This is a genomic window from Nocardioides marinus (assembly GCF_013408145.1).
Classification (GTDB): Bacteria; Actinomycetota; Actinomycetes; order Propionibacteriales; family Nocardioidaceae; genus Nocardioides; species Nocardioides marinus.
Map to the genome: position 1 here is coordinate 2,314,591 of NZ_JACBZI010000001.1, position 19,563 is coordinate 2,334,153.

Below are 19,563 nucleotides of genomic sequence, written 5' to 3' on the forward strand. Positions count from 1 at the left end.
GGGGGGTCGGGGTGGCCCTTCGGGAAAGCCACGACATAATGCTCGCGTGGCGACAGCGGCAACCATCCCAGCATCCCGGCTCCACGGGCACCACGACCGACCCAGCATGGTCAGTGTCGGGACGATCATCTGGCTCTCCAGCGAGCTGATGTTCTTCGCGGCACTGTTCGCGGCGTACTTCACGATCCGCTCGGTCAGCCCGGAGCTGTGGGCCCAGAACACCGAGCTCCTCGACGTCCCCTTCGCGGCGGTCAACACCACGATCCTGGTGCTGTCCTCGCTGACCTGCCAGCTCGGCGTCTTCGCCGCCGAGCGCGGTCAGGTCGGCCGCTCGGGGTCGCTCCTCGCCGTCAAGGGCTGGGGCCTGCGCGAGTGGTTCTTCCTCACCTACGTGATGGGGGCGATCTTCATCGGCGGCCAGGCCGTCGAGTACGCCACGCTCGTGCAGGAGGGGGTCACCATCCAGGACTCCGCCTACGGCACGATGTTCTACCTGACAACCGGCTTCCACGGGATCCACGTGACCGGCGGCCTGATCGCCTTCCTGCTCGTGCTGGGGCGCACCTACCTGGCGCGCAAGTTCACCCACGAGCAGGCGGTCAGCGCGATCGTCGTCTCCTACTACTGGCACTTCGTCGACGTGGTGTGGATCGGGCTGTTCGCGACGATCTACCTCGTCAAGTGACCTTGAACTGCCTCCTTAGACTGACCCCGGACCAAGGACTCTTGACGTGCGCATCCTGAACCTCACTGCCGGCCGACTGTCCCGCCACCGTCGCGGGCCGATCGCGGGCGCGCTGCTGCTCCTGCTGGGGCTGGTCACCGCAGGCGGTCTCTGGACCGCCGTGATGACCCCGGCCTCGGCCGAGAAGACCCAGGACCTGGCCAGCCAGGTCGAGGAGGGTCGCAAGCTCTTCCTCGTGGGCTGCTCGACCTGCCACGGCACCAACGGCGAGGGCATCACCACCGACCGCGGCAACAACCTCGGTCCCTCGCTCGTCGGCGTCGGCGCCGCTGCGGTCGACTTCCAGGTCGGCACCGGCCGCATGCCGATGGCCCAGCCCGGCGCGCAGGCGCCCCGCAAGGAGGTCGCCTACAGCGAGGAGGAGACCGCCGCCCTGGCCGCGTTCGTCGCCACGCTCGGCCCCGGTCCGGCCATCCCCGACGAGAGCGACTACAGCATCGAGGGCCTGGACAGCGCGGCCCAGGAGGCCGCCATCGTCCGCGGTGGCCAGCTGTTCCTCACCAACTGCACCGCCTGCCACAACTTCGAGGGCTCCGGCGGCGCCATGCCCCGCGGTGGCTACGCCCCGAAGATCCGCGGCGTGGAGCCCAAGTACATCTACGAGGCCCTGCTGACCGGTCCGCAGACCATGCCGACCTTCAGCAACGGCAACCTGACCCCTGACGAGAAGCGCGACGTCATCGCCTACCTCGGCTCCCTCGACGACGCCGCTGCCATCGGTGGCTTCACGATGGGTGGTCTCGGCCCGGTGGCCGAGGGCCTGTTCGCCTGGGTCGTCGGCATCGGCGCGCTGGTCGGGTTCGCAGTCTGGATCGCCGCTCACACGACGCGGTCGAACAAGAAGAAGGTGGAGGCGTGAGCAACGAGCTGCCCGGCCACGGCGGGAGCAACCTCCCGGCCGAGGAGCCGATCCCCAACCCGGGTCTGCCCGAGCACACGTGGCGCCCCACCGACATCGACGAGGCGGCCGCCAAGCGCGCCGAGCGTCAGATCGCCTCGATGTACGTCTTGTCGATGGTCTGCGTCGTGCTGTTCGTGGTCACCTACTTCGTCGCCGACGTCGGCGACAACTGGAACACCTTCCTGGGCCTGGGCGCCTCCACGGTCGGCCTCGGGGTCTTCCTCGGCCTCGCGCTGCTGCTGATCGGCGCCGGCACGATCCAGTGGGCCCGCAAGCTGATGAGCGACCACGAGATGGTCGAGATGCGCCACCCCGCCCGTTCCTCCGACGAGGACCGCGAGGCCACGCTGACCGCTCTGTCGGCCGGCGCGGAGGACTCCGGCATCGCCCGCCGTCCGCTCGTGCGCAACACGCTGCTGGCCTCGCTCGGCCTGCTCGGCGCGCCCGCCGTGGTGCTGCTGCGCGACCTGGGCCCGACCCCGAGCCAGGCCGCCGAGGCCGACTACCCCGGCGCCGGCCTCGAGAAGACCGTGTGGACCGCGGGCATGCGCGTGGTCCGCGACGTCGTCGGCACCCCGATCAAGGCCTCCGACCTGGAGATCGGCGACCTCGTCAACGCCGAGCCCGAGGCGATCTTCCCCACCGAGGAGAACGGCTACCCGACGCTCCACGGCGCCGAGCTGCTGGTCGCCAAGTCCAAGGCCGCGGTCATCGTGGTCCGGATGGAGCCGGAGAGCATCATCCCGGGCGAGGGACGCGACAACTGGTCGGTGGACGGCATCGTCTGCTACTCCAAGATCTGCACCCACGTGGGCTGCCCGATCTCGCTCTACGAGCGCACCACGCACCACGTGCTGTGCCCCTGCCACCAGTCGACCTTCGACCTCGCCGACTCCGGTCGCGTGGTCTTCGGCCCGGCCGGCCGGCACCTCCCCCAGCTCCCCCTCGCCGTCGACGAGGAGGGCTACCTGGTGGCCCAGTCCGACTTCACCGAGCCGGTGGGGCCGACGTACTGGGAGCGCGACCACAAGGACATCGGCGACCAGGGAGAGGCTGACCTGTGAGCATCGACACCAGCAAGGTGGCCACGAGCAACAGCTCGGCCGCCACCGCGAAGAAGCCCGGCAAGGGCGGGGCGGTGGCCAACTGGGCCGACGAGCGCCTGGGCCTGGGCACCGCGATGAAGAAGAACCTGCGCAAGGTCTTCCCGGACCACTGGTCCTTCATGCTGGGCGAGATCGCCCTGTGGAGCTTCGTGGTCCTGCTCCTGACCGGCGTGTTCCTCACGCTGTGGTACCACCCGAGCATGGCCGAGGTCGTCTACGACGGCTCCTACGACCCGCTGCGCGGCGTGCTGATGTCCGACGCGATGGCCTCGACGGTCCACATCTCCTTCGACGTGCGCGGTGGACTGCTCATGCGGCAGATGCACCACTGGGCCGCGATGATCTTCATCGCCTCGATGATGGTCCACCTGCTGCGCGTCTACTTCACCGGCGCCTACCGCAAGCCGCGTGAGCTCAACTGGGTCATCGGCTCGCTGCTGCTGCTCCTCGGCACCCTCGAGGGCTTCACCGGCTACTCGCTGCCCGACGACCTGCTCTCCGGCACCGGTATCCGCGCCGCGGACGGCTTCATGAAGTCGATGCCGGTCGTGGGCTCCTACATGAGCTTCTTCCTCTTCGGCGGCGAGTTCCCGGGCGAGCAGATCATCCCGCGGCTCTACACCGTCCACGTGCTGCTGATCCCGGGCATCCTGCTGGCGCTCATCGGGGCCCACATGCTGCTGCTCGTCTACCACAAGCACACCCAGTGGCCCGGACCCGGCCGCACCGAGGAGAACGTCGTCGGCTTCCCGATGCTCCCCGTGTACGCCGCGAAGGCCGGTGGTTTCTTCTTCATCGTCTTCGGCGTCACCGCGCTGATGGGCGGCCTGCTCGGCATCAACCCGATCTGGAAGTACGGCCCCTACGACCCGACCAAGGTCACCGCCGGTTCACAGCCGGACTGGTACATGGGCTGGCCCGACGGCGCGCTGCGCATCATGCCGGGCTGGGAGTTCCACTTCTTCGGCTACTCCTTCGCGCTCAACGTCTTCCTGCCGATCATCGTGCTCCCGGGCCTGATGTTCACGATCCTGCTCCTCCTGCCCTTCCTGGAGGCCTGGATCACCGGCGACAAGCGGGAGCACCACCTGCTGGAGCGTCCGCGCAACGCGCCGACGCGCACGGCCCTGATGGTCTCGCTGATGACGTTCTACGGCCTGATGTGGGCTGCCGGCGGCAACGACCTGATCGCGATCAAGCTCAACGCGAGCATCAACCAGATCACCTACTTCATGCGGGTGGCGGTGTTCGTCGGGCCGGCGATCGCCTTCTGGATCACGCGGCGTTGGTGCATCTCCCTGCAGCGTCACGACCAGGAGAAGCTGCTGCACGGCTACGAGACCGGTGTCATCCTGCGCTCCCCCGAGGGCGGCTACTCCGAGCGTCACCTGCCGATCAGCGAGGCCTCCGCCTACACGCTGACCGCGCGGGACCGCGACGAGGTCTACTCCCCCCACGGCGAGACCGACGCCTCCGGCGTCGACGCTCCGGGTGGGCGCCTCAACGGGCTGCGGGCCAAGCTCTCCGAGCTCTGGTTCGCCGACAACGTGCAGAAGCCGACCGCGCAGGAGCTCGAGGAGGCCCGGCACCACGCCGAGCACGAGCACGAGCTCACGGCGTCCTTGGACGGCCACGCGGCCGACGGCCACCAGTTCGACGGCCACCACGCCGTCGAGGGTGAGACGCTTCGCGGGTCGTAGACGCGCCAGCGGCTACGACGATGCTGGTCGAGCGAGCGGCACGGCTGAGCGTGCGAAGCCGTGACCCGCGTGTCGAGACCCAGTCGCGACGCTGACTCAGCAGCACGAGACTTCAGCCCCCGGTCCGATCGGACCGGGGGCTGAGTCGTTTCCGGAGCGTCGCTGCGCTCCTACAGCGCAGAACCCTCGCGGTACTCCTTGAAGCTGGCGTTCCAGTCGCCGTACCCGTTGGTCAGCGTCATGTCGTCGCCCTCGGTGCCCACGGTCTCGACCACGTCCCCGCGGCGGGTCATCGCGTAGAGCCAGCCGGCGTCGGCGGTGGACATGCCGGTGCAGCCGTGCGAGACGTTGGCCCTCCCCTGGCTGCCGACCGACCACGGTGCGGCGTGGATGAACTCACCGGAGTACGTCAGGCGCATCGCCCACTGGACGTCGTCGATGTCGTAGGCCTCCGAGGAGCCGGCGGAGATCCCGACGGTCTCGGAGTTCATCCGCTTCTCGTCGAACTTCTCGATGATGACCTTCACGCCGTTGCGGGTCTCGAAGCCCGGCTTGCCCGTCGTCACCGGGAGGGTGCGCAGCAGCTCGCCGTTGGAGAAGACCTTCATCTGGTGGGTCCGGGCATCGACCCGGTAGACGTGTGCGTCGCCGACCTGGAAGTCGATCTCGCGGTCGTGCTGCCCGTAGACCCCCTCGCCGGCGGCGACGCCGTTGACGTCGAGGTCGACGTGCACCTGCGTACCGGCCTTCCAGTACGTCCGCGGGCGCCAGTGCGCCTCGGAGTCGCTCACCCAGTGCCAGGTGCCCGCCTGGCGGGGGGTCGACTGCACGTGCATGTGTCGCTCGAACTCCGCCCGGTCGGTGACGGGGACGTCGAAGGTGACGACCACCGGCATACCCACGCCGACTGTCTCGCCGTCCAGGGGCGCGATCGAGGCGTAGGTCTGCTCGGCGAGCGAGAGGTCCGCGGTGGTGAAGCGCGCCACCCGGGTGACCTCGTCCCCGGCAGCCGTGCGACCCACGCTGCGCACGGTGTACGCCGCGCCCGGCTCGAGCCGCTCGTCGGCTCGCCAGGTCGCGCCGTCACTGGCCAGCTCGCCCTCCACGGCGCCGGCCTCGGACGAGACCGTCACCGTCTCCAGGGACGCGTGCTCGGCCCGCACAGCGAGCACGGTGTCCACCGGTACCTCGCTCGCGCCGCGGCGCACGTTGAGCCGCAGTCGCGGCTGGGCTGCCGGCTCTGCGGTGGCCCCGGTCGAGGGGTCGCCGGAGTCCTGCTGGGACCCCGGCAGGGCCGAGCCGCTCTCACAGGCACTCAGGCCCGCGCTGACCAGCGCCAGGAGGCTCAGGGACGCCACGGCGGCGCCGGGACGGCGGACGGATCGGGCGGTCATCGACAGGTTCTCCCCACGAGGTGTGCGACGGCGAGGACGGCCGGTGCGGACGTCCCCAGGGTAAAGGCGCAGGCCCGGAGACGACGAACTCCGCGCCTCCCCCGAAGAGGAGACGCGGAGCGCGTGCGAATGGTTGCGGTGCAGACCGCAGAGATCCGTGGCGGACCTCAGTGAGCGTGCTCACCCCGGTAGTACTCGAAGACCAGGCCGCAGGTGGCCAGGGCGCCGAGCACACCGCCGATGATGAACAGCCACCAGGCGGCCATGGCCAGGCCGAAGACCATCACGCCGAGCGTCGCGGCGGCCCACAGCGGCCACCAGGAGTACGGCGGGAAGAAGCCGAGCTCACCGGCACCGTCGGCGATCTCGCCGTCGAGCTTGTCCTCGGGGCGCGGCTCCATCTTGCGGGCGTGGAAGCCGAGGTACAGCGTCACCATGAGGGTCAGCAGCCCCGTCATGGTCAGGGCCGACGTGCCGGTCCAGTCGGCACCGGTCTCGCCGGCACCGGTGATGAACCAGTACGACGGCGTGACGAGCACCAGGAAGATCGTGGTGATCGCGAAGATCCAGGTCTCAGCCTTCATCAGGAGTTCTCCCCCTCGGAGGTCTCGCCCCGCACGACGCCGTCACGGCCCGTCATGTCCGGCGCGTCGGCGAAGTCACCGTTGGCGGCAGCCTCGTTCTGGTCGAGGTCGAGGGCGGCGATCTCCGGGTGGTGGAGGTCGAAGGCCGGCGACTCGGAGCGGATGCGCGGGATGGTGTGGAAGTTGTGCCGCGGCGGCGGGCACGAGGTGGCCCACTCCAGCGACCGGCCCCAGCCCCACGGGTCGTCGACACCGACGAGCGGAGCCTTCCGCGAGACGTAGAGGTTGTAGAAGAACGGCAGCATCGAGAGCGAGAGCAGGAACGCGCCCACGGTCGAGACCTGGTTGAGGAAGGTGAAGCCGTCCTCGGGCAGGTAGTCGGCGTAGCGACGCGGCATGCCCTCGACACCGAGCCAGTGCTGGACCAGGAACGTCAGGTGGAACCCGACGAAGAGGATCCAGAAGTGCAGCTTGCCCAGGCGCTCGTCGAGCATCCGGCCGGTCATCTTCGGCCACCAGAAGTAGAAGCCGGCGAACATCGCGAACACCACGGTGCCGAAGACGACGTAGTGGAAGTGCGCGACCACGAAGTAGGAGTCGGAGACGTGGAAGTCCAGCGGCGGGCTGGCCAGGATGATGCCGGTGAGGCCACCGAAGAGGAAGGTCGTCAAGAAGCCGACCGACCACAGCATCGGGGTGTCGAAGGACAACGACCCGCCCCACATGGTGCCGATCCAGTTGAAGAACTTCACGCCGGTCGGCACCGCGATGAGGAAGGTCATGCCGGAGAAGAACGGCAGGTCCACCGCCCCGGTGACGAACATGTGGTGGGCCCACACCGCCACCGAGAGGATCGCGATGCCGAGCGTGGCGCCGACCAGGCCGACGTAGCCGAAGATCGGCTTGCGGCTGAAGACCGGCAGGATCTCGGTCACGATGCCGAAGAACGGCAGCGCGATGATGTAGACCTCGGGGTGCCCGAAGAACCAGAACAGGTGCTGCCACAGGATCGCGCCACCGTGCGCGGTGTCGAACACGTGGGCGCCCAGCAGCCGGTCGGCCTCCAGGGACAGCAGCGCACCGGCCAGGATCGGGAACGCGATCAGCACCAGCAGGCTGGTGATCAGGACGTTCCACACGAAGATCGGCAGGCGGAACATCGTCATGCCCGGGGCGCGCATGCAGATGATCGTGGTGATGAAGTTGACCGCACCGAGGATCGAGCCCAGACCGGCCATCCACAGACCCATGATCCACAGGTCACCGCCCACGCCGGGCGAGCGCACGGCGTCGGAGAGCGGGGTGTAGGCGAACCAGCCGAAGTCGGCCGCGCCCTGGGGGGTGAGGAAGCCGGAGGCGGCGATCAGGCCGCCGAAGAGGAACAGCCAGTAGCTGAACATGTTCAGGCGCGGGAACGCGACGTCCGGGGAGCCGATCTGCAGAGGCATGATGACGTTGGCGAACCCGAAGAACAGCGGGGTCGCGAACAGCAGCAGCATGATCGTGCCGTGCATGGTGAACAGCTGGTTGTACAGCTCGTCGTTGACGACCTGCGAGCCGGGCGCGAAGAGCTCGGCGCGGATCAGCAGGGCCATGACGCCGCCGACCAGGAACCACGCGAACGACGTGATGAGGTACATCTTGCCGATCAGCTTGTGATCGGTCGTGGTCAGCATCCGGACCGTGAGCTCGCCCAGGGTCTTGCGTCCGCTCTCCTGAGTCGGGTGGGCCGCGGTGGCGGTCATTCGCCCTCTCCCTCGGTCTCGTCGGTGTCCAGGCCCGCCTGGGTGCGGGCGTCGTCGCCGCCGATCAGCGGCAGGTCGGAGTCGTTGCCCTCGGCGACGAGGCCGGCGACGTAGTCGTCGTACTCCTCGCGGCTGACGACCTTGACCTTGAAGAGCATCCGGGAGTGGTAGACCCCGCACAGCTCGTAGCACTTGCCGAGGTACTCGCCCTCCTCGGTCGGCTTGAGCTGGAAGGAGTTCACCCGGCCGGGGATGACGTCCATCTTCATGAGGAAGCCCGGCACGCCGAAGTCGTGGATGACGTCGGGGCTGTGCAGGTTGAAGCGCGTCGTCTCGTCGACGGGCAGCCACAGCGTCGGGATGTAGGAGGCGGTCCCGACCTCGTAGGCGTACTCGGAGTAGGGGAACTCCTTGTCGGTGTTGTCCTCGTTGGCCTCGACGTCCAGCGCTCCGACACCGTGGTTGAAGGTCCACGACCACTGCTGGCCGGTCACCTCCACGATGTTGTCCGGCACGGGGTCGTCGGCCAGCGCGATGTTCTGCACGCGCACCGTGTGCACGAAGAACACCACGACCATCATCACCGGGGCGACCGTGTAGAAGATCTCCAGCGGCAGGTTGTAGCGCGTCTGGACCGGGATCTCGTCGTCGCTGCGGCGGCGGTAGGCCACCACGGCGTAGCCGATGAGGCCCCACACGATGACACCGGTCACGAGGGCGGCGATCCAGGCGCCCTGCCACAGTGCGAGGGTGCTCTCCCCCTGCTCGGTGACGGGCTCGGGCATGGCCAGGCGCTCCCACTCACCACGCGACTCCGCCGAGCAGCCGGCGAGCAGCAGGACAGGGGCGCTGAGGGCGACGGCGAGGCCCGCACGAGCGGCCCGACCGCGGCGGCGCAAGGGCGCTCCGAAGGGGTGCTGCAGACTCAACGGTGGAGCCTTCCTCTCAAACGATCAGGAGTGCTGGTCACACTACCGCCATCCGGCGACGAGGTCGGGACCAGGGTGGGGGTTGGGACGGCCCGGTCGTAGGGTCGGCGCGTGGCACACGCACACCTCGACGCAGCCGCGGGCGCTCCCCTGCACCCGGCGGCCCGGGAGGTCCTCGAGGCGGCCCTGGCGCGCGGGTACGCCGACCCCAGGGCGCTGCACGGTCCGGGCCGGGACGCCCGGCTGCTCCTCGACAACGCTCGCGAGGCCGTGGCGGACGCGCTGGGCGTGCGGCGTGACGAGGTCTGGTTCACCAGTCCCCTCGACGCGGTCCAGCGCGGCTTCCTCGGCCTGGCCGAGGCTCGTCGTCACGTCGGCACCCGGCTCGTGCTCCCGGGTGTCGAGCACGCCCACGTCCGCCACGCCGCCCGTTGGTGGACCCGCCTGCACACGGGCGAGGTCGTCGAGGTCCCGGTGGACGCGACCGGCCGGGTCGACGAGCACGACCTGGTCGAGCACGCCGGGGGCAGCACCGCGGCCGTCGCCTGCCAGCTGGCCAACCACGAGGTGGGCACCCTCCAGCCGGCCGGCGCCCTCCCGCTCCCGGACGGGGTCCCCCTGTTCGTCGACGCCTCCGCCTCCCTGGGCCTCCTCGACCTCCCCGCGCAGCACTGGGCCGTCGCTGCGGGCGCCGCCACCTCGTGGGCGGGGCCACCCGGGATCGGTGTGCTGCTCGTGCGCCGCGGCACCCGGTGGACCAACCCCTTCCCCGGCGACCCCGAGCCGCAGGACTTCGGTGGGGCGCTGCCCGACGTGGCCGGGAGCCTGGCCGCGGCGGCCGCGCTCCAGGCCACGCTCGCCGAGCGCGAGGAGGTCGACGCCCGTCGCCGACGCCTCGTGGACCACATCCGCGCGGTCGCGGCGACCCTCCCCGACACCGAGGTCGTCGGCGACCCGGAGGACCGACTCCCCCACCTGGTGACCTTCTCCTGCCTCTACCTCAGCGGCGAGGCGCTGGTGCGCGAGCTGGACCGGGCCGGTTTCGGCGTCGCGAGCGGATCGGCGTGCACGGCCTCGACGCTGGAGCCGAGTCACGTGCTGGCGGCGATGGGGGCGCTCACGCACGGGAACGTGCGCATCTCGCTGGGCCGTGACGTCACCGAGCAGCAGGTCGAGGACCTCCTCGCGCTGCTGCCCGACGTCGTGGGCCGGCTGCGCTCCGAGGTGGGTCTGTAGTGGACAGCAGCCCCATCGTGACCCCCGGCGAGCCACGCGAGCCGGACCTGGAGCTCGACTGCCGCGGGATGCTGTGCCCCCAACCGGTGATCGAGCTCGGTCGTCGCCACACCGACGTGCCCGTCGGCGGGGTGGTCGCGGTGGTGGTGGAGGACGTCGCGGCCCGCACCGACGTCCCGGCGTGGTGCCGGATGCGCGGGCAGGAGTACCTCGGGGAGGACTCCGCCCCCGACGGGGTCCCGCGCTACCGCGTACGACGGGTCAGCTGACCCCCAGCCGCGGCTCAGCCCACGAAGGGGCGGACCTCGGCCGCGGCCTCGGCGCCGTACGACGCCTCGAGGCGGGCCACGAAGTCCGACCCGGTGAAGTGGTACTCCTGCGTGCCGACCGTCTCCACGACGTACGCCGCGAGCACGCAGCCGACCTGGGCGGCCCGCTCGAGCCCGACGCCCCACGCGGTGGCCGCGAGGTAGCCGGCCCGGAACGCGTCCCCGACACCGGTCGGCTCCACGGCGGCGACGTCCTTGGCGGCGGGGACCACGATGTCCTCCTCGCCCTGACGCTTGATCCGCACGCCGTCGGCGCCGAGCGTGGTGACCTGCAGCCCGACCTTGGCGAGCACCTCGTCGGCCGACCAACCGGTCTTCTGCTCGATCATGTGCGACTCGTACTCGTTGGAGAACAGGATCGCGGCGCCGTCGATGAGCTCGCGGATCAGCTCGCCCTCGCCGAAGGCCAGCTGCTGGCTGGGGTCGGCGATGAAGGGGTAGCCGCGCTGGCGGCACTCCTCGGTGTGGCGCAGCATCCCGTCGGGGTCGTCGGCACCGATGAGGACGTAGGCGGGCTCGCCGACACGGGAGACGATCGGGGCGAGCTCGATCAGCCGGGCCTCGCTCATCGCGCCGGGGTAGAACGAGGCGAACTGGGCCATGGTGGAGTCGGTGGTGCACACGAAGCGGGCGGTGTGCTTGGACTCCGAGATCCGCACGCTCTCGCAGTCGACGCCGTGCCGCTCGAGCCAGGAGCGGTAGTCGGAGAAGTCCTCGCCGGCCGAGCCGACCAGCACCGGCCGCAAACCCAGGGCCGCCAGGCCGAAGCACATGTTCGGCGCGACGCCGCCGCGGCGGATCTCCAGGTCGTCGACCAGGAACGACACCGACAGCTTGTGCAGCTGCTCGACGACGAGGGAGTCCTCGAACTTGCCCGCGAAGCTCATCAGGTGGTCGGTGGCGATGGAGCCCGCGATGAGCAGCGCCCCGGCAGTGGTTCCAGTGGTCTCAGACACGTGGCGCAACACTACCGATCGGTACAGCTGGGAGTACCCCCCAGTAGCCAATAGCGTCGAGGACATGGCCTCCTACGACGACCTGAGCACCATGGCGCAGATGCACGCCGACGCCGTCTCCACCCGGAGCACCCTGGAGCGTCACCTGGCCCGCGCGGCCGCGCACGCGACCCGGCCGGCACCCTCCATCCACTTCGCCGACTACCCGCGCGAGGTCCCGAAGCGCGACATCGAGATCGGCGAGGCCGCCCAGCGCATCGCCAACGCGCTCTCGCTGCACCTGGACTGACGGCACCCGTCCACTGCAACGACGATGAAGCCCCCGACCGGTCCGGTCGGGGGCTTCGTCGTACGTCGGCTCGAGGGCCTGGCTCAGTGGAAGCTGTCTCCACACGCGCACGAGCCCGTGGCGTTCGGGTTGTCGATGGTGAAGCCCTGCTTCTCGATGCTGTCGACGAAGTCGATCATCGCGCCGTTGAGGTAGGGGACGCTCATCCGGTCGACCACGACGGCCACGCCGTCGAAGTCGGTGACGACGTCACCGTCGAGCGTGCGCTCGTCGAAGAACAGCTGGTAGCGCAGGCCCGAGCAGCCACCGGGCTGCACGGAGATCCGCAGCTGGAGGTCGTCGCGACCCTCCTGCTCCAGCAGGCTCTTCACCTTCGCCGCCGCGACGGAGCTGAGGTTGATGCTGTCGGTACGACGCTCGGTCTCGACCTGCTCGGTCATGTCGTGGTGCTCCCAACTAGAGGTGCGGGGGTCTGGGTCGGTGGTCCGGCCTCGGACCGGTGTCCACCAGGGTCAATGGTAGGCGAGGGTCGGCTATTCCCTCGACCACGTCCGGGCCACCCGCTCCGCGAGCTCGCCCAGCGCCTGCGCCGGCTGCCCCAGGGCCCGCTCCTCCCCCACCAGCTCGACCAGCGAGTACGCCGCCTCGACACCGAGTGCCCGCATCTCCCGTGACCCCACCAGCACCTGCCCGGCCAGTGCCACGCAGGGCCGCAGCGCCCGGGCGGAGATCTCCGCGACGCCGTACGGGACCTTGCCGGAGCGGCTGGAGAAGTCGAAGGCCCCCTCACCGGTGACGACGACGTCGGCCGCCCGGGCACGGGCCTCGAGGTCCACGGCAGCCGCGACCAGGTCGATCCCGGGTTCGCGGGTCGCGCCGAGCAGCATCAGCGCGAACCCCAGGCCGCCCGCGGCCCCGGCCCCCTTCTCCAGGGAGAGCCGACGGTCGGTGGCGACGGCCAGCTGCTCGAGCAGGCCGTCGACGAGCGCGATGCGGCCCTCCTCCAGGCCCTTCTGCGGCCCGAAGGTCTTGGTGGCCCCGAAGAGCCCCGTGAGCGGGCTGTCCACGTCGCTGGCCGCGACCAGACGCACCCCGGCGAGCCGCTCGCGCGCGGGCGCCAGGTCCACGGACGTGACGTCGGCCAGGCCCAGCGGGCCGGCGTCGAGCCGACGGTCCGCAGTGGCACCGAGAGCGTGCAGGAGCCCGGCCCCACCGTCGTTGGTGCCGCTGCCGCCGAGACCCACCACGACGGTGGTCGCGCCGGCATCGACGGCCGCGGCGACCAGCTGCCCCACCCCGACGGTGGTCGCGAGCTCGACCCCCTCGGCGCCGGTCAGGTGCACCCCGCAGGCCTGCGCGCTCTCGACGTACGCCGTGTCCCCGCTGAGCAGGAGGGTGGCCGGCGTCGGCTCACCGAGCGGACCGGTCACCGTGACGACGACGAGCTCGCCGCCGGTCGCGGCGTGCAGCACGTCGACGAAGCCGGGGCCGCCGTCGGACATCGGGGCGAGGTCGATCTCGTCCCCCGGGGAGCGCCGGCGCCAGCCCTCGGCGATCGCCTCCGCCGCCTCGACGGCGGTCAGGGTGCCCGCGAACTTGTCGGGTGCCACCAGAACTCGCATGACCCCATCCTCACGCACGGGTAGGTTCGGGTGTCGTGGCGGAGTCTCGGGCGGGCCTGGTCGTGAGGCCGATGCGCCCCGAGGACGTCGAGGTGGCCGAGCAGATCAGCGCCGAGGCGTTCCTCCAGGTCGACCTGGCCACCCGGCGTGCCACCGACCCCGAGCCGGAGCGCCGCCCCGCCGCACGATCGCAGCGGTGGATCGACCGGACGGCCCGCCTGCTCGCGACCGACGGCCCCGGCTGCTGGGTCGCCGACCTCGACGGGCGCACCGTCGGGATGGCGACCTCGCTGCGCCGCGAGACGCTGTGGGCGCTGGCCACCTTCGCGGTGCTGCCCGAGGCACAGGGCGGTGTGGGCAGGCCCCTGCTCGACGCGGCCCTGCAGCACTCGGTGGGGTGCCTGCGCGGGCTGCTCTCGTCCTCCTCCGACCCCCGGGCGGTACGCCGCTACCAGGCGGCCGGCTTCGACCTCCATCCCCAGATGGTGCTCTCGGGACGCCCCGACACCTCGACCGCCCCGACGCTCGGGGCCGTCCGGGAGGCCCGGTCGAGCGACCGGGAGCTGATGGACTCGGTGGACCGACGGTGCCGCGGCGCCGGACGCGGCTCCGACCACGACCTGCTGGCCGAGATGGCCCCCGCGCTGGTGCTCGAGAGCCGGTCCGCGTCGGGCTACGTCTACGCCGACGACGGCCGGGTCGCGGCCCTGGCCGCGACCGACCGGCGCACGGCTGCGCGGCTGCTGTGGGCGGCGCTGCTGACCGCCACCGGTGACGCGGAGGTCCCCCACGTCACCGGCGCCAACCAGTGGGCGCTCCAGGTCGGACTGGCTGCCGGCCTCACGGTCCGCACCGAGGGCTACCTCGGGGTCCGGGGGATGAAGCCGCCGACGCCGTACCTGCACAACGGCGCGCTGCTCTGACCCGGGCTCCACGACCCGCTCTCCCACGACTCGGTGAGCGCTCGCACACGCCTCCGGCCTAGGCTGGACCCATGAGCACCGTGGACCTGCCGCTGCTGCCGCTGGGACGCGGCAAGGACCTCTCCGCCGAGCGGGGCGTGGAGTGCCCGGGCGACCTGCCCGCCGCCTCCGACCCCGACCTCGTCGCGCGGGCGCAGGCGGCCAAGGAGGCACTGGGCAGTCGCGTGTTCGTGCTGGGGCACCACTACCAGCGCGACGAGGTCATCCAGTTCGCCGACGTGACCGGTGACTCCTTCAAGCTGGCACGGGACGCCGCGGCACGTCCCGACGCCGAGTTCATCGTCTTCTGCGGCGTGCACTTCATGGCCGAGTCCGCCGACATCCTCACCAAGCCCGAGCAGCAGGTCGTGCTGCCCGACCTCGCCGCCGGCTGCTCGATGGCCGACATGGCCCGCCTGACCCAGGTCGAGGCGGCCTGGGACGCGATGGCCGCCGCCGGGGTCCAGCAGCAGGTCGTCCCGGTGACCTACATGAACTCCAGCGCCGACATCAAGGCGTTCTGCGGGCGCAACGGCGGTGTCGTGTGCACCTCGAGCAACGCCCAGACCGCCCTGGAGTGGGCCTACGAGCAGCAGGGGCCGGACACCAAGGTGCTGTTCCTGCCCGACCAGCACCTCGGCCGCAACACCGCCGTGCTGCAGCTGGGGCTCTCCCTCGACGACTGCGTCGTGTGGGACCCGCACCGCCCGAACGGCGGCCTCACCGAGCAGCAGCTGCGCGACGCGCGGATGATCCTGTGGAAGGGGCACTGCTCGGTCCACGGCCGCTTCTCCGAGGACGTCGTCGACGACCTGCGCGCGGCCGACCCCGACATCAACATCCTGGTCCACCCCGAGTGCAAGCACGAGGTCGTCCTCAAGGCCGACCTGATCGGCTCCACCGAGTTCATCATCCAGACGATCGAGGCCGCCCCGGCCGGGTCGTCGTGGGCCATCGGCACCGAGCTGAACCTGGTCAAGCGGCTGGCCGACTCCCACCCGGACAAGAAGATCGCCTTCCTGGACCGCAACGTCTGCTACTGCTCGACGATGAACCGGATCGACCTGCCGCACCTGGTGTGGGCACTGGAGTCCCTGGTCGACGGAGTCGTGGTCAACCGGATCGAGGTCGACCCCGAGACCGAGAAGTGGGCCCTGGTCGCCCTGGAGCGGATGCTGTCGCTGCCCGGGAAGACCGCCAAGGACTGAGCCGACAGCGGCTCGCCCCACCGGCCCCGTCCGAGCCGGCCCGCGTGGCGTGGGTCAGCGCGGCAGCTCGATCCACACGGTCGCGCCGCCACCCGGCGTCTCGTCGATCCCGATCCGCCCGTGGTGGGCGTCGATGATCCGGCGGACCGTCGCCAGCCCGATGCCGTGGCCCTCCACGGTCTCGTGGGCGCGCGCCAGCGGGAGGAACACGCGTCCGCGGTCCGCCTCGGGGACGCCGAGACCGTGGTCGATCACCTCGAGCCGCCAGCCGTGTGCCGTCGTGGTGCCGCAGACCTCGATCCGGGCTCGCTCCCCCGGGGCGGCGAACTTGGCGCTGTTGGCCACGAGGTTCTGCAGGACCGCCCGCAGCTGGACCTCGTCACCGGTCACCGTGGGCAGCGGACCCACCGTGACCTCGGCGCCCTCGAGGGCCACGGCCAGGTCGGCACGGACGTCGGCCACGACCGCCTCGAGGTCGACCTCCCCGCGCCCCATCTGCCCGCCCACGCGTGCGTAGGCCAGCAGGTCGTCGATCAGGCTCTGCATCCGCTCGGCACCGCTCGTGGCGCGGGTGGCGACGTAGGCCAGGGTCTCGGCGTCGAGATCGGGCGACTCCACCTGCTCCTGCAGCAGGTCCAGCGACATCCGGACGGCCGAGAGCGGGTTGCGCAGGTCGTGGGCGACCTGACCGGCGAAGGCGGTCAGCACCTGGTTGGAGCGCTCCAGCTCCGCGTGCGCCGCACCGAGCTCCGCCACGGCGCTGGTCAGCTCCCGGGTGCGCAGCTCCAGTTCGAGCAGGTCGACGACGCGGTCGGCCAGCGTGAGCAGCGCCTGCTCCTGGTCGTCCCCCAGGTCCCGGGGCTCGGTGTCGAAGACGCACAGGGTCCCGATCACGATGCCGCCCGGCGTGCGCAGCTGGTGCGTGGCGTAGAAGCGGACGTCACCGATCTCCCCGGTCACGAACGGGTTGTCCTTGAAGCGTGGGTCCTGCGAGGCATCCGGCACGATGACCGGCTCCTTCTCGTGCAGGACGAGGTTGCACATGGAGTCCTCGCGCGCACAGATGGAGGCGTCGAAGCCGGCCGTGGCGATCTGGTGCTGCTCGGTGTCGGTGATGAGGTTGATCGTGGCCAGCGGCACCTGCGCGACCTGCGCGGCCACCTCGACCAGCGCCACCAGGTCGGCGCGAGGGGGCGCCAGGAGCACGTGGTAGCGATCGATCTCCAGCACACGCTTCTCGTCGCTCGTCACGCTCATGACCGTCCCGTCCTGCCCCACGTCGACGTCCCGCCGACGTCTGCTCGGGGCACAGGCTAGGGAGCGGCCGGCGCCCCGCGCGGCCGAACCGGTCCGAAAGCGACCGGATCGGGGGAAATCACACCCGCGGATCACAGGCCGGGGGCGCCCCACAGGGCGAGCCACCGCGACATCTCGCGCTCGACGGGGAGCTCGCCAGCCAGCAGGTCGCGGAGCTGGATCTCCAGCAGGTTGTCCCGGGCCCGCCCGGCCCCGGTCTGGGGCGCGAAGGGGTAGAACGACCCCTGCTTGTAGAGGTAGACCAGCCCGGCCCTGCGACCTGTGGCGTCCTCGAAGGGCACCAGCGAGCACAGCAGGCCCGGACCGAAGCCGTGGGACTCCAACGTGGTGTTGACCGCGTGCAGGTCGGTGACCAGTCCCTCGACGTCGTCGGGGTCGTCGTCGACGACGAGCCAGGTGAAACCGAACTCGTCGTGCTCGAGGCGTACGTCGGGTGCGTCGGCGGCTCCGCGCAGCAGCTCGACGATCTCCTGCTCGGCCTGGGCGAAGGCGGCCCCGCCCGCGGGGCGGTAGCAGACCGCGCCGAGACCGGTGGGGGCCAGACCCACGGCCGCCCGCAGCGTGATCGCGGCCGAGGGCACCGCGAAGAGCGCGTCGAGGTTGGCCTGCTTGGGGCGGCTGCGCCCCAGGATCGAGTCGAGCAGGCCCATCAGCGTCGCCCGGTCACGGGGTGGGCCGGCCGAGCTCGGCCTGGATGCGGGCCAGCTGCTCGAGCCGCTGCTCGAGGGAGGGATGCGTCGAGGTGAGGGTCCGCAGGGACACACCCTTGATCGCCGGGGCGATGAAGAAGGCGTTCATGGCCTGGCTGGCGCGCAGGTCGCGGTCGGGGATGGCGTTCATCCCCCCGCTGATCTTCTGCAGCGCCGAGGCCAGGGCAGCCGGCTTCATGGTGAGGTAGGCCCCGGCACGGTCGGCCGAGAGCTCGCGGTAGCGCGAGAGCAGCTTGAGCAGCAGGAAGCTGACGGCGTACACGACCATGCTCACGAGCAGCATGAGCAGCCACACCGGCAGCGCGGAGTTGCCCTCGCGGCGGTGCCCGCCGAACATCGCGCCGTACTGCGCGCCCTGGGTGACCATGCCGGCGACGATGCCGGCCGAGGAGGCGACGGTCATCACGAGCACGTCGCGATGGGCCACGTGCGCGAGCTCGTGGGCGAGCACGCCCTCGAGCTCCTCGGCGGTGAGCAGCTGCAGGATGCCGGTCGTGACCACCACGACCGACCGGTCCGGCGAGCGCCCCGTGGCGAAGGCGTTGGGCAGGCTGGTGTCGGCCACGCCCACCCGCGGCTTGGGCATGTCGGCGAGCACGCACAGCCGGTCGACCATGGCGTGCAGCTCGGGCGCCTGCTGGGGGGTGACCTCGCGGGCCCGCATCGCCTTCATGGCCACGGTGTCGCTGCTCCACCACTGGTAGATCGCGATGCCGATGCCGATGAACCCGACGATGAGGGCGAAACCCATCCCTCCGTAGCCGCCGGCGATCGCCATCAGCGCCACCACCAGGGCCACGAACAACCCGCCGAGCAGGAACATGACCGTCGTCATCCGGACGGTCAGCCCGGCGTCACCGACGAAACGAGTACGCGCCATGTCCCCAGTGTCCCTGGCCGTCCCAAGAGGAGCCTGAGGGGCTCAGGCGCGGTCCTCGGGCTGCTCGACCTTCTCCTCGGCCGCCTCGAGGATCGGCCCCGAGCCCGCCGACTCGCCCGACTCGATCGCGTCGGGCGCAGCCTTGCCGCCCTTCATCGCGGCCAGCTCGGCCTCGACGTCGGCCTGGCTGCTCATCGACTCCAGCTCCCGCGCGATGTCGTCGCCGGCGTTGAGGGAGGAGGCGTCGTCGAGGGCACCGGAGGCGATCAGCTCGTCGATCGCGCCGGCACGGGCCTGCATCTGCGCGGTCTTGTCCTCCGCGCGGGCGATCGCGGCGCCCACGTCACCGAACTCGTCGCCGATGCCGGAGACCGCCTCGTTGATGCGGGTCTGCGCCTCGGCCGCGGTGTAGGTCGCCTTGATGGTCTCCTTGCGGGTGCGGAAGCTCTCCACCTTGGCCTGCAGCCGCTGCTGGGCCAGCGTGAGCTTCTCCTCCTCGCCCTGCAGCTGCGCGAGCTGCACCTTGAGGTCGTTGATCTGGCCGGTGAGGCCGGACTTGCGGGTCAGCGCCTCACGGGCGAGGTCCTCGCGACCCATGTCGATGGCCTTCTGGGCCTGGTCGGTGAGCTTCGCGGCCTGCTGCTCGAGCTGGTTGATCTGCAGCTCGACCCGCTTGCGGCTGGTGGCGACGTCCGCGACCCCACGGCGCACCTTGGTGAGCAGCTCCAGCTGGCGCTGGTAGCTGTAGTCGAGGGTCTCGCGCGGGTCCTCGGCACGGTCGAGCGCCTTGCTGGCCTTCGACTTGAAGATCAGGGTGATGCGCTTCCAGAGGCTCATGGTGACGGTCCTTCTCGCACGAGGTCGTGGTCGGTGTCTCTCGGTCGCCCCTCACCCTACGGCTCGGCGGCAACGCGCGGGCACGGGTCCGGACCGCACCGGTAGTCTGGCGT

General features: G+C 70.8%; 20 protein-coding genes. 9 read left to right on the top strand and 11 right to left on the bottom strand.

The genetic code is table 11. The annotated features are described in order from the left end of the window. Positions 1-46: 46 nt before the first annotated feature. The 4 genes from ctaE to qcrB are packed head-to-tail and all read left to right on the top strand — an operon-like array spanning position 47 to position 4,452. Positions 47-685, top strand: coding sequence for an aa3-type cytochrome oxidase subunit III (ctaE, locus tag BKA05_RS10950; protein WP_462938309.1), 639 nt, complete (start codon positions 47-49; stop codon positions 683-685). A 46-nt stretch (positions 686-731) separates the two neighbouring features. Then, entirely contained in the window at positions 732-1,604 is an 873-nt protein-coding gene (qcrC, locus tag BKA05_RS10955; protein ID WP_415836625.1) for a cytochrome bc1 complex diheme cytochrome c subunit, read from the top strand. After that, positions 1,601-2,710, top strand: coding sequence for a cytochrome bc1 complex Rieske iron-sulfur subunit (gene qcrA / locus BKA05_RS10960; RefSeq protein ID WP_179531464.1), 1,110 nt, complete (start codon positions 1,601-1,603; stop codon positions 2,708-2,710). The genes qcrC and qcrA overlap by 4 nt, the downstream gene beginning before the upstream one ends. Continuing rightward, complete coding sequence (gene qcrB, locus BKA05_RS10965; protein WP_179531465.1) at positions 2,707-4,452, top strand: cytochrome bc1 complex cytochrome b subunit; 1,746 nt, start codon at positions 2,707-2,709, stop codon at positions 4,450-4,452. Before qcrA ends, qcrB begins: the two co-directional genes overlap by 4 nt. A gap of 170 nt (positions 4,453-4,622) precedes the next feature. Here qcrB and BKA05_RS10970 read toward each other — a convergent pair whose 3' ends face one another. The 4 genes from BKA05_RS10970 to ctaC all read right to left on the bottom strand — a co-directional run bounded on the left by BKA05_RS10970 (position 4,623) and on the right by ctaC (position 9,104). Beyond that, entirely contained in the window at positions 4,623-5,846 is a 1,224-nt protein-coding gene (locus BKA05_RS10970) for a L,D-transpeptidase (protein WP_179531466.1), read from the bottom strand. A 167-nt stretch (positions 5,847-6,013) separates the two neighbouring features. Continuing rightward, positions 6,014-6,430 carry a cytochrome c oxidase subunit 4 gene (locus BKA05_RS10975; RefSeq protein WP_179531467.1) on the bottom strand — a complete coding sequence of 139 codons (417 nt, stop codon included), beginning with the start codon at positions 6,428-6,430 and terminating at the stop codon, positions 6,014-6,016. Then, a complete protein-coding gene (gene ctaD, locus BKA05_RS10980; protein ID WP_179531468.1) occupies positions 6,430-8,175 on the bottom strand; it encodes an aa3-type cytochrome oxidase subunit I in 1,746 nt (581 codons plus the stop codon). The genes BKA05_RS10975 and ctaD overlap by 1 nt, the downstream gene beginning before the upstream one ends. Next, on the bottom strand, positions 8,172-9,104 hold the full coding sequence (gene ctaC, locus BKA05_RS10985; protein ID WP_246289790.1) for an aa3-type cytochrome oxidase subunit II: 933 nt from the start codon (positions 9,102-9,104) through the stop codon (positions 8,172-8,174). The genes ctaD and ctaC overlap by 4 nt, the downstream gene beginning before the upstream one ends. 111 nt (positions 9,105-9,215) lie before the next feature. On the opposite strand from ctaC, the gene BKA05_RS10990 reads away from it, so the two are divergent. Then, positions 9,216-10,340, top strand: a complete 1,125-nt coding sequence (locus BKA05_RS10990; protein ID WP_179531469.1) for an aminotransferase class V-fold PLP-dependent enzyme — start codon at positions 9,216-9,218, stop codon at positions 10,338-10,340. After that, positions 10,340-10,609 (top strand): sulfurtransferase TusA family protein, encoded by a 270-nt coding sequence (locus tag BKA05_RS10995; protein WP_343045621.1) that lies wholly within the window; start codon positions 10,340-10,342, stop codon positions 10,607-10,609. The genes BKA05_RS10990 and BKA05_RS10995 overlap by 1 nt, the downstream gene beginning before the upstream one ends. A gap of 14 nt (positions 10,610-10,623) precedes the next feature. On the opposite strand, the gene BKA05_RS11000 is transcribed toward BKA05_RS10995, so the two are convergent. Then, positions 10,624-11,556, bottom strand: coding sequence for a carbohydrate kinase family protein (locus BKA05_RS11000; protein WP_246290215.1), 933 nt, complete (start codon positions 11,554-11,556; stop codon positions 10,624-10,626). A 133-nt stretch (positions 11,557-11,689) separates the two neighbouring features. Between BKA05_RS11000 and BKA05_RS11005 the strand changes: the two genes are divergently transcribed. Continuing rightward, a complete protein-coding gene (locus BKA05_RS11005) occupies positions 11,690-11,914 on the top strand; it encodes a hypothetical protein (protein WP_179531471.1) in 225 nt (74 codons plus the stop codon). Between the two features lie 83 nt (positions 11,915-11,997). Here the strand turns inward: BKA05_RS11005 and erpA are convergent, their stop codons facing one another. After that, positions 11,998-12,354, bottom strand: a complete 357-nt coding sequence (gene erpA / locus BKA05_RS11010) for an iron-sulfur cluster insertion protein ErpA (protein WP_179531472.1) — start codon at positions 12,352-12,354, stop codon at positions 11,998-12,000. Between the two features lie 93 nt (positions 12,355-12,447). After that, complete coding sequence (locus tag BKA05_RS11015) at positions 12,448-13,536, bottom strand: glycerate kinase family protein (RefSeq protein ID WP_179531473.1); 1,089 nt, start codon at positions 13,534-13,536, stop codon at positions 12,448-12,450. 35 nt (positions 13,537-13,571) lie between these two features. Between BKA05_RS11015 and BKA05_RS11020 the strand changes: the two genes are divergently transcribed. Beyond that, positions 13,572-14,459 carry a GNAT family N-acetyltransferase gene (locus tag BKA05_RS11020; protein ID WP_343045622.1) on the top strand — a complete coding sequence of 296 codons (888 nt, stop codon included), beginning with the start codon at positions 13,572-13,574 and terminating at the stop codon, positions 14,457-14,459. Between the two features lie 71 nt (positions 14,460-14,530). Beyond that, positions 14,531-15,706 carry a quinolinate synthase NadA gene (gene nadA, locus BKA05_RS11025; protein WP_179531474.1) on the top strand — a complete coding sequence of 392 codons (1,176 nt, stop codon included), beginning with the start codon at positions 14,531-14,533 and terminating at the stop codon, positions 15,704-15,706. Between the two features lie 54 nt (positions 15,707-15,760). On the opposite strand, the gene BKA05_RS11030 is transcribed toward nadA, so the two are convergent. The 4 genes from BKA05_RS11030 to BKA05_RS11045 form a co-directional block, all read right to left on the bottom strand. After that, on the bottom strand, positions 15,761-16,963 hold the full coding sequence (locus BKA05_RS11030; RefSeq protein ID WP_179531475.1) for a sensor histidine kinase: 1,203 nt from the start codon (positions 16,961-16,963) through the stop codon (positions 15,761-15,763). 131 nt (positions 16,964-17,094) lie between these two features. Further along, positions 17,095-17,673 (bottom strand): PspA-associated protein PspAB, encoded by a 579-nt coding sequence (pspAB, locus tag BKA05_RS11035; RefSeq protein WP_179531476.1) that lies wholly within the window; start codon positions 17,671-17,673, stop codon positions 17,095-17,097. A gap of 13 nt (positions 17,674-17,686) precedes the next feature. Further along, a complete protein-coding gene (htpX, locus tag BKA05_RS11040; RefSeq protein ID WP_179531477.1) occupies positions 17,687-18,613 on the bottom strand; it encodes a zinc metalloprotease HtpX in 927 nt (308 codons plus the stop codon). Positions 18,614-18,655: 42 nt separating this feature from the next. Further along, positions 18,656-19,450, bottom strand: coding sequence for a PspA/IM30 family protein (locus tag BKA05_RS11045; protein WP_179531478.1), 795 nt, complete (start codon positions 19,448-19,450; stop codon positions 18,656-18,658). Positions 19,451-19,563 lie beyond the last annotated feature (113 nt).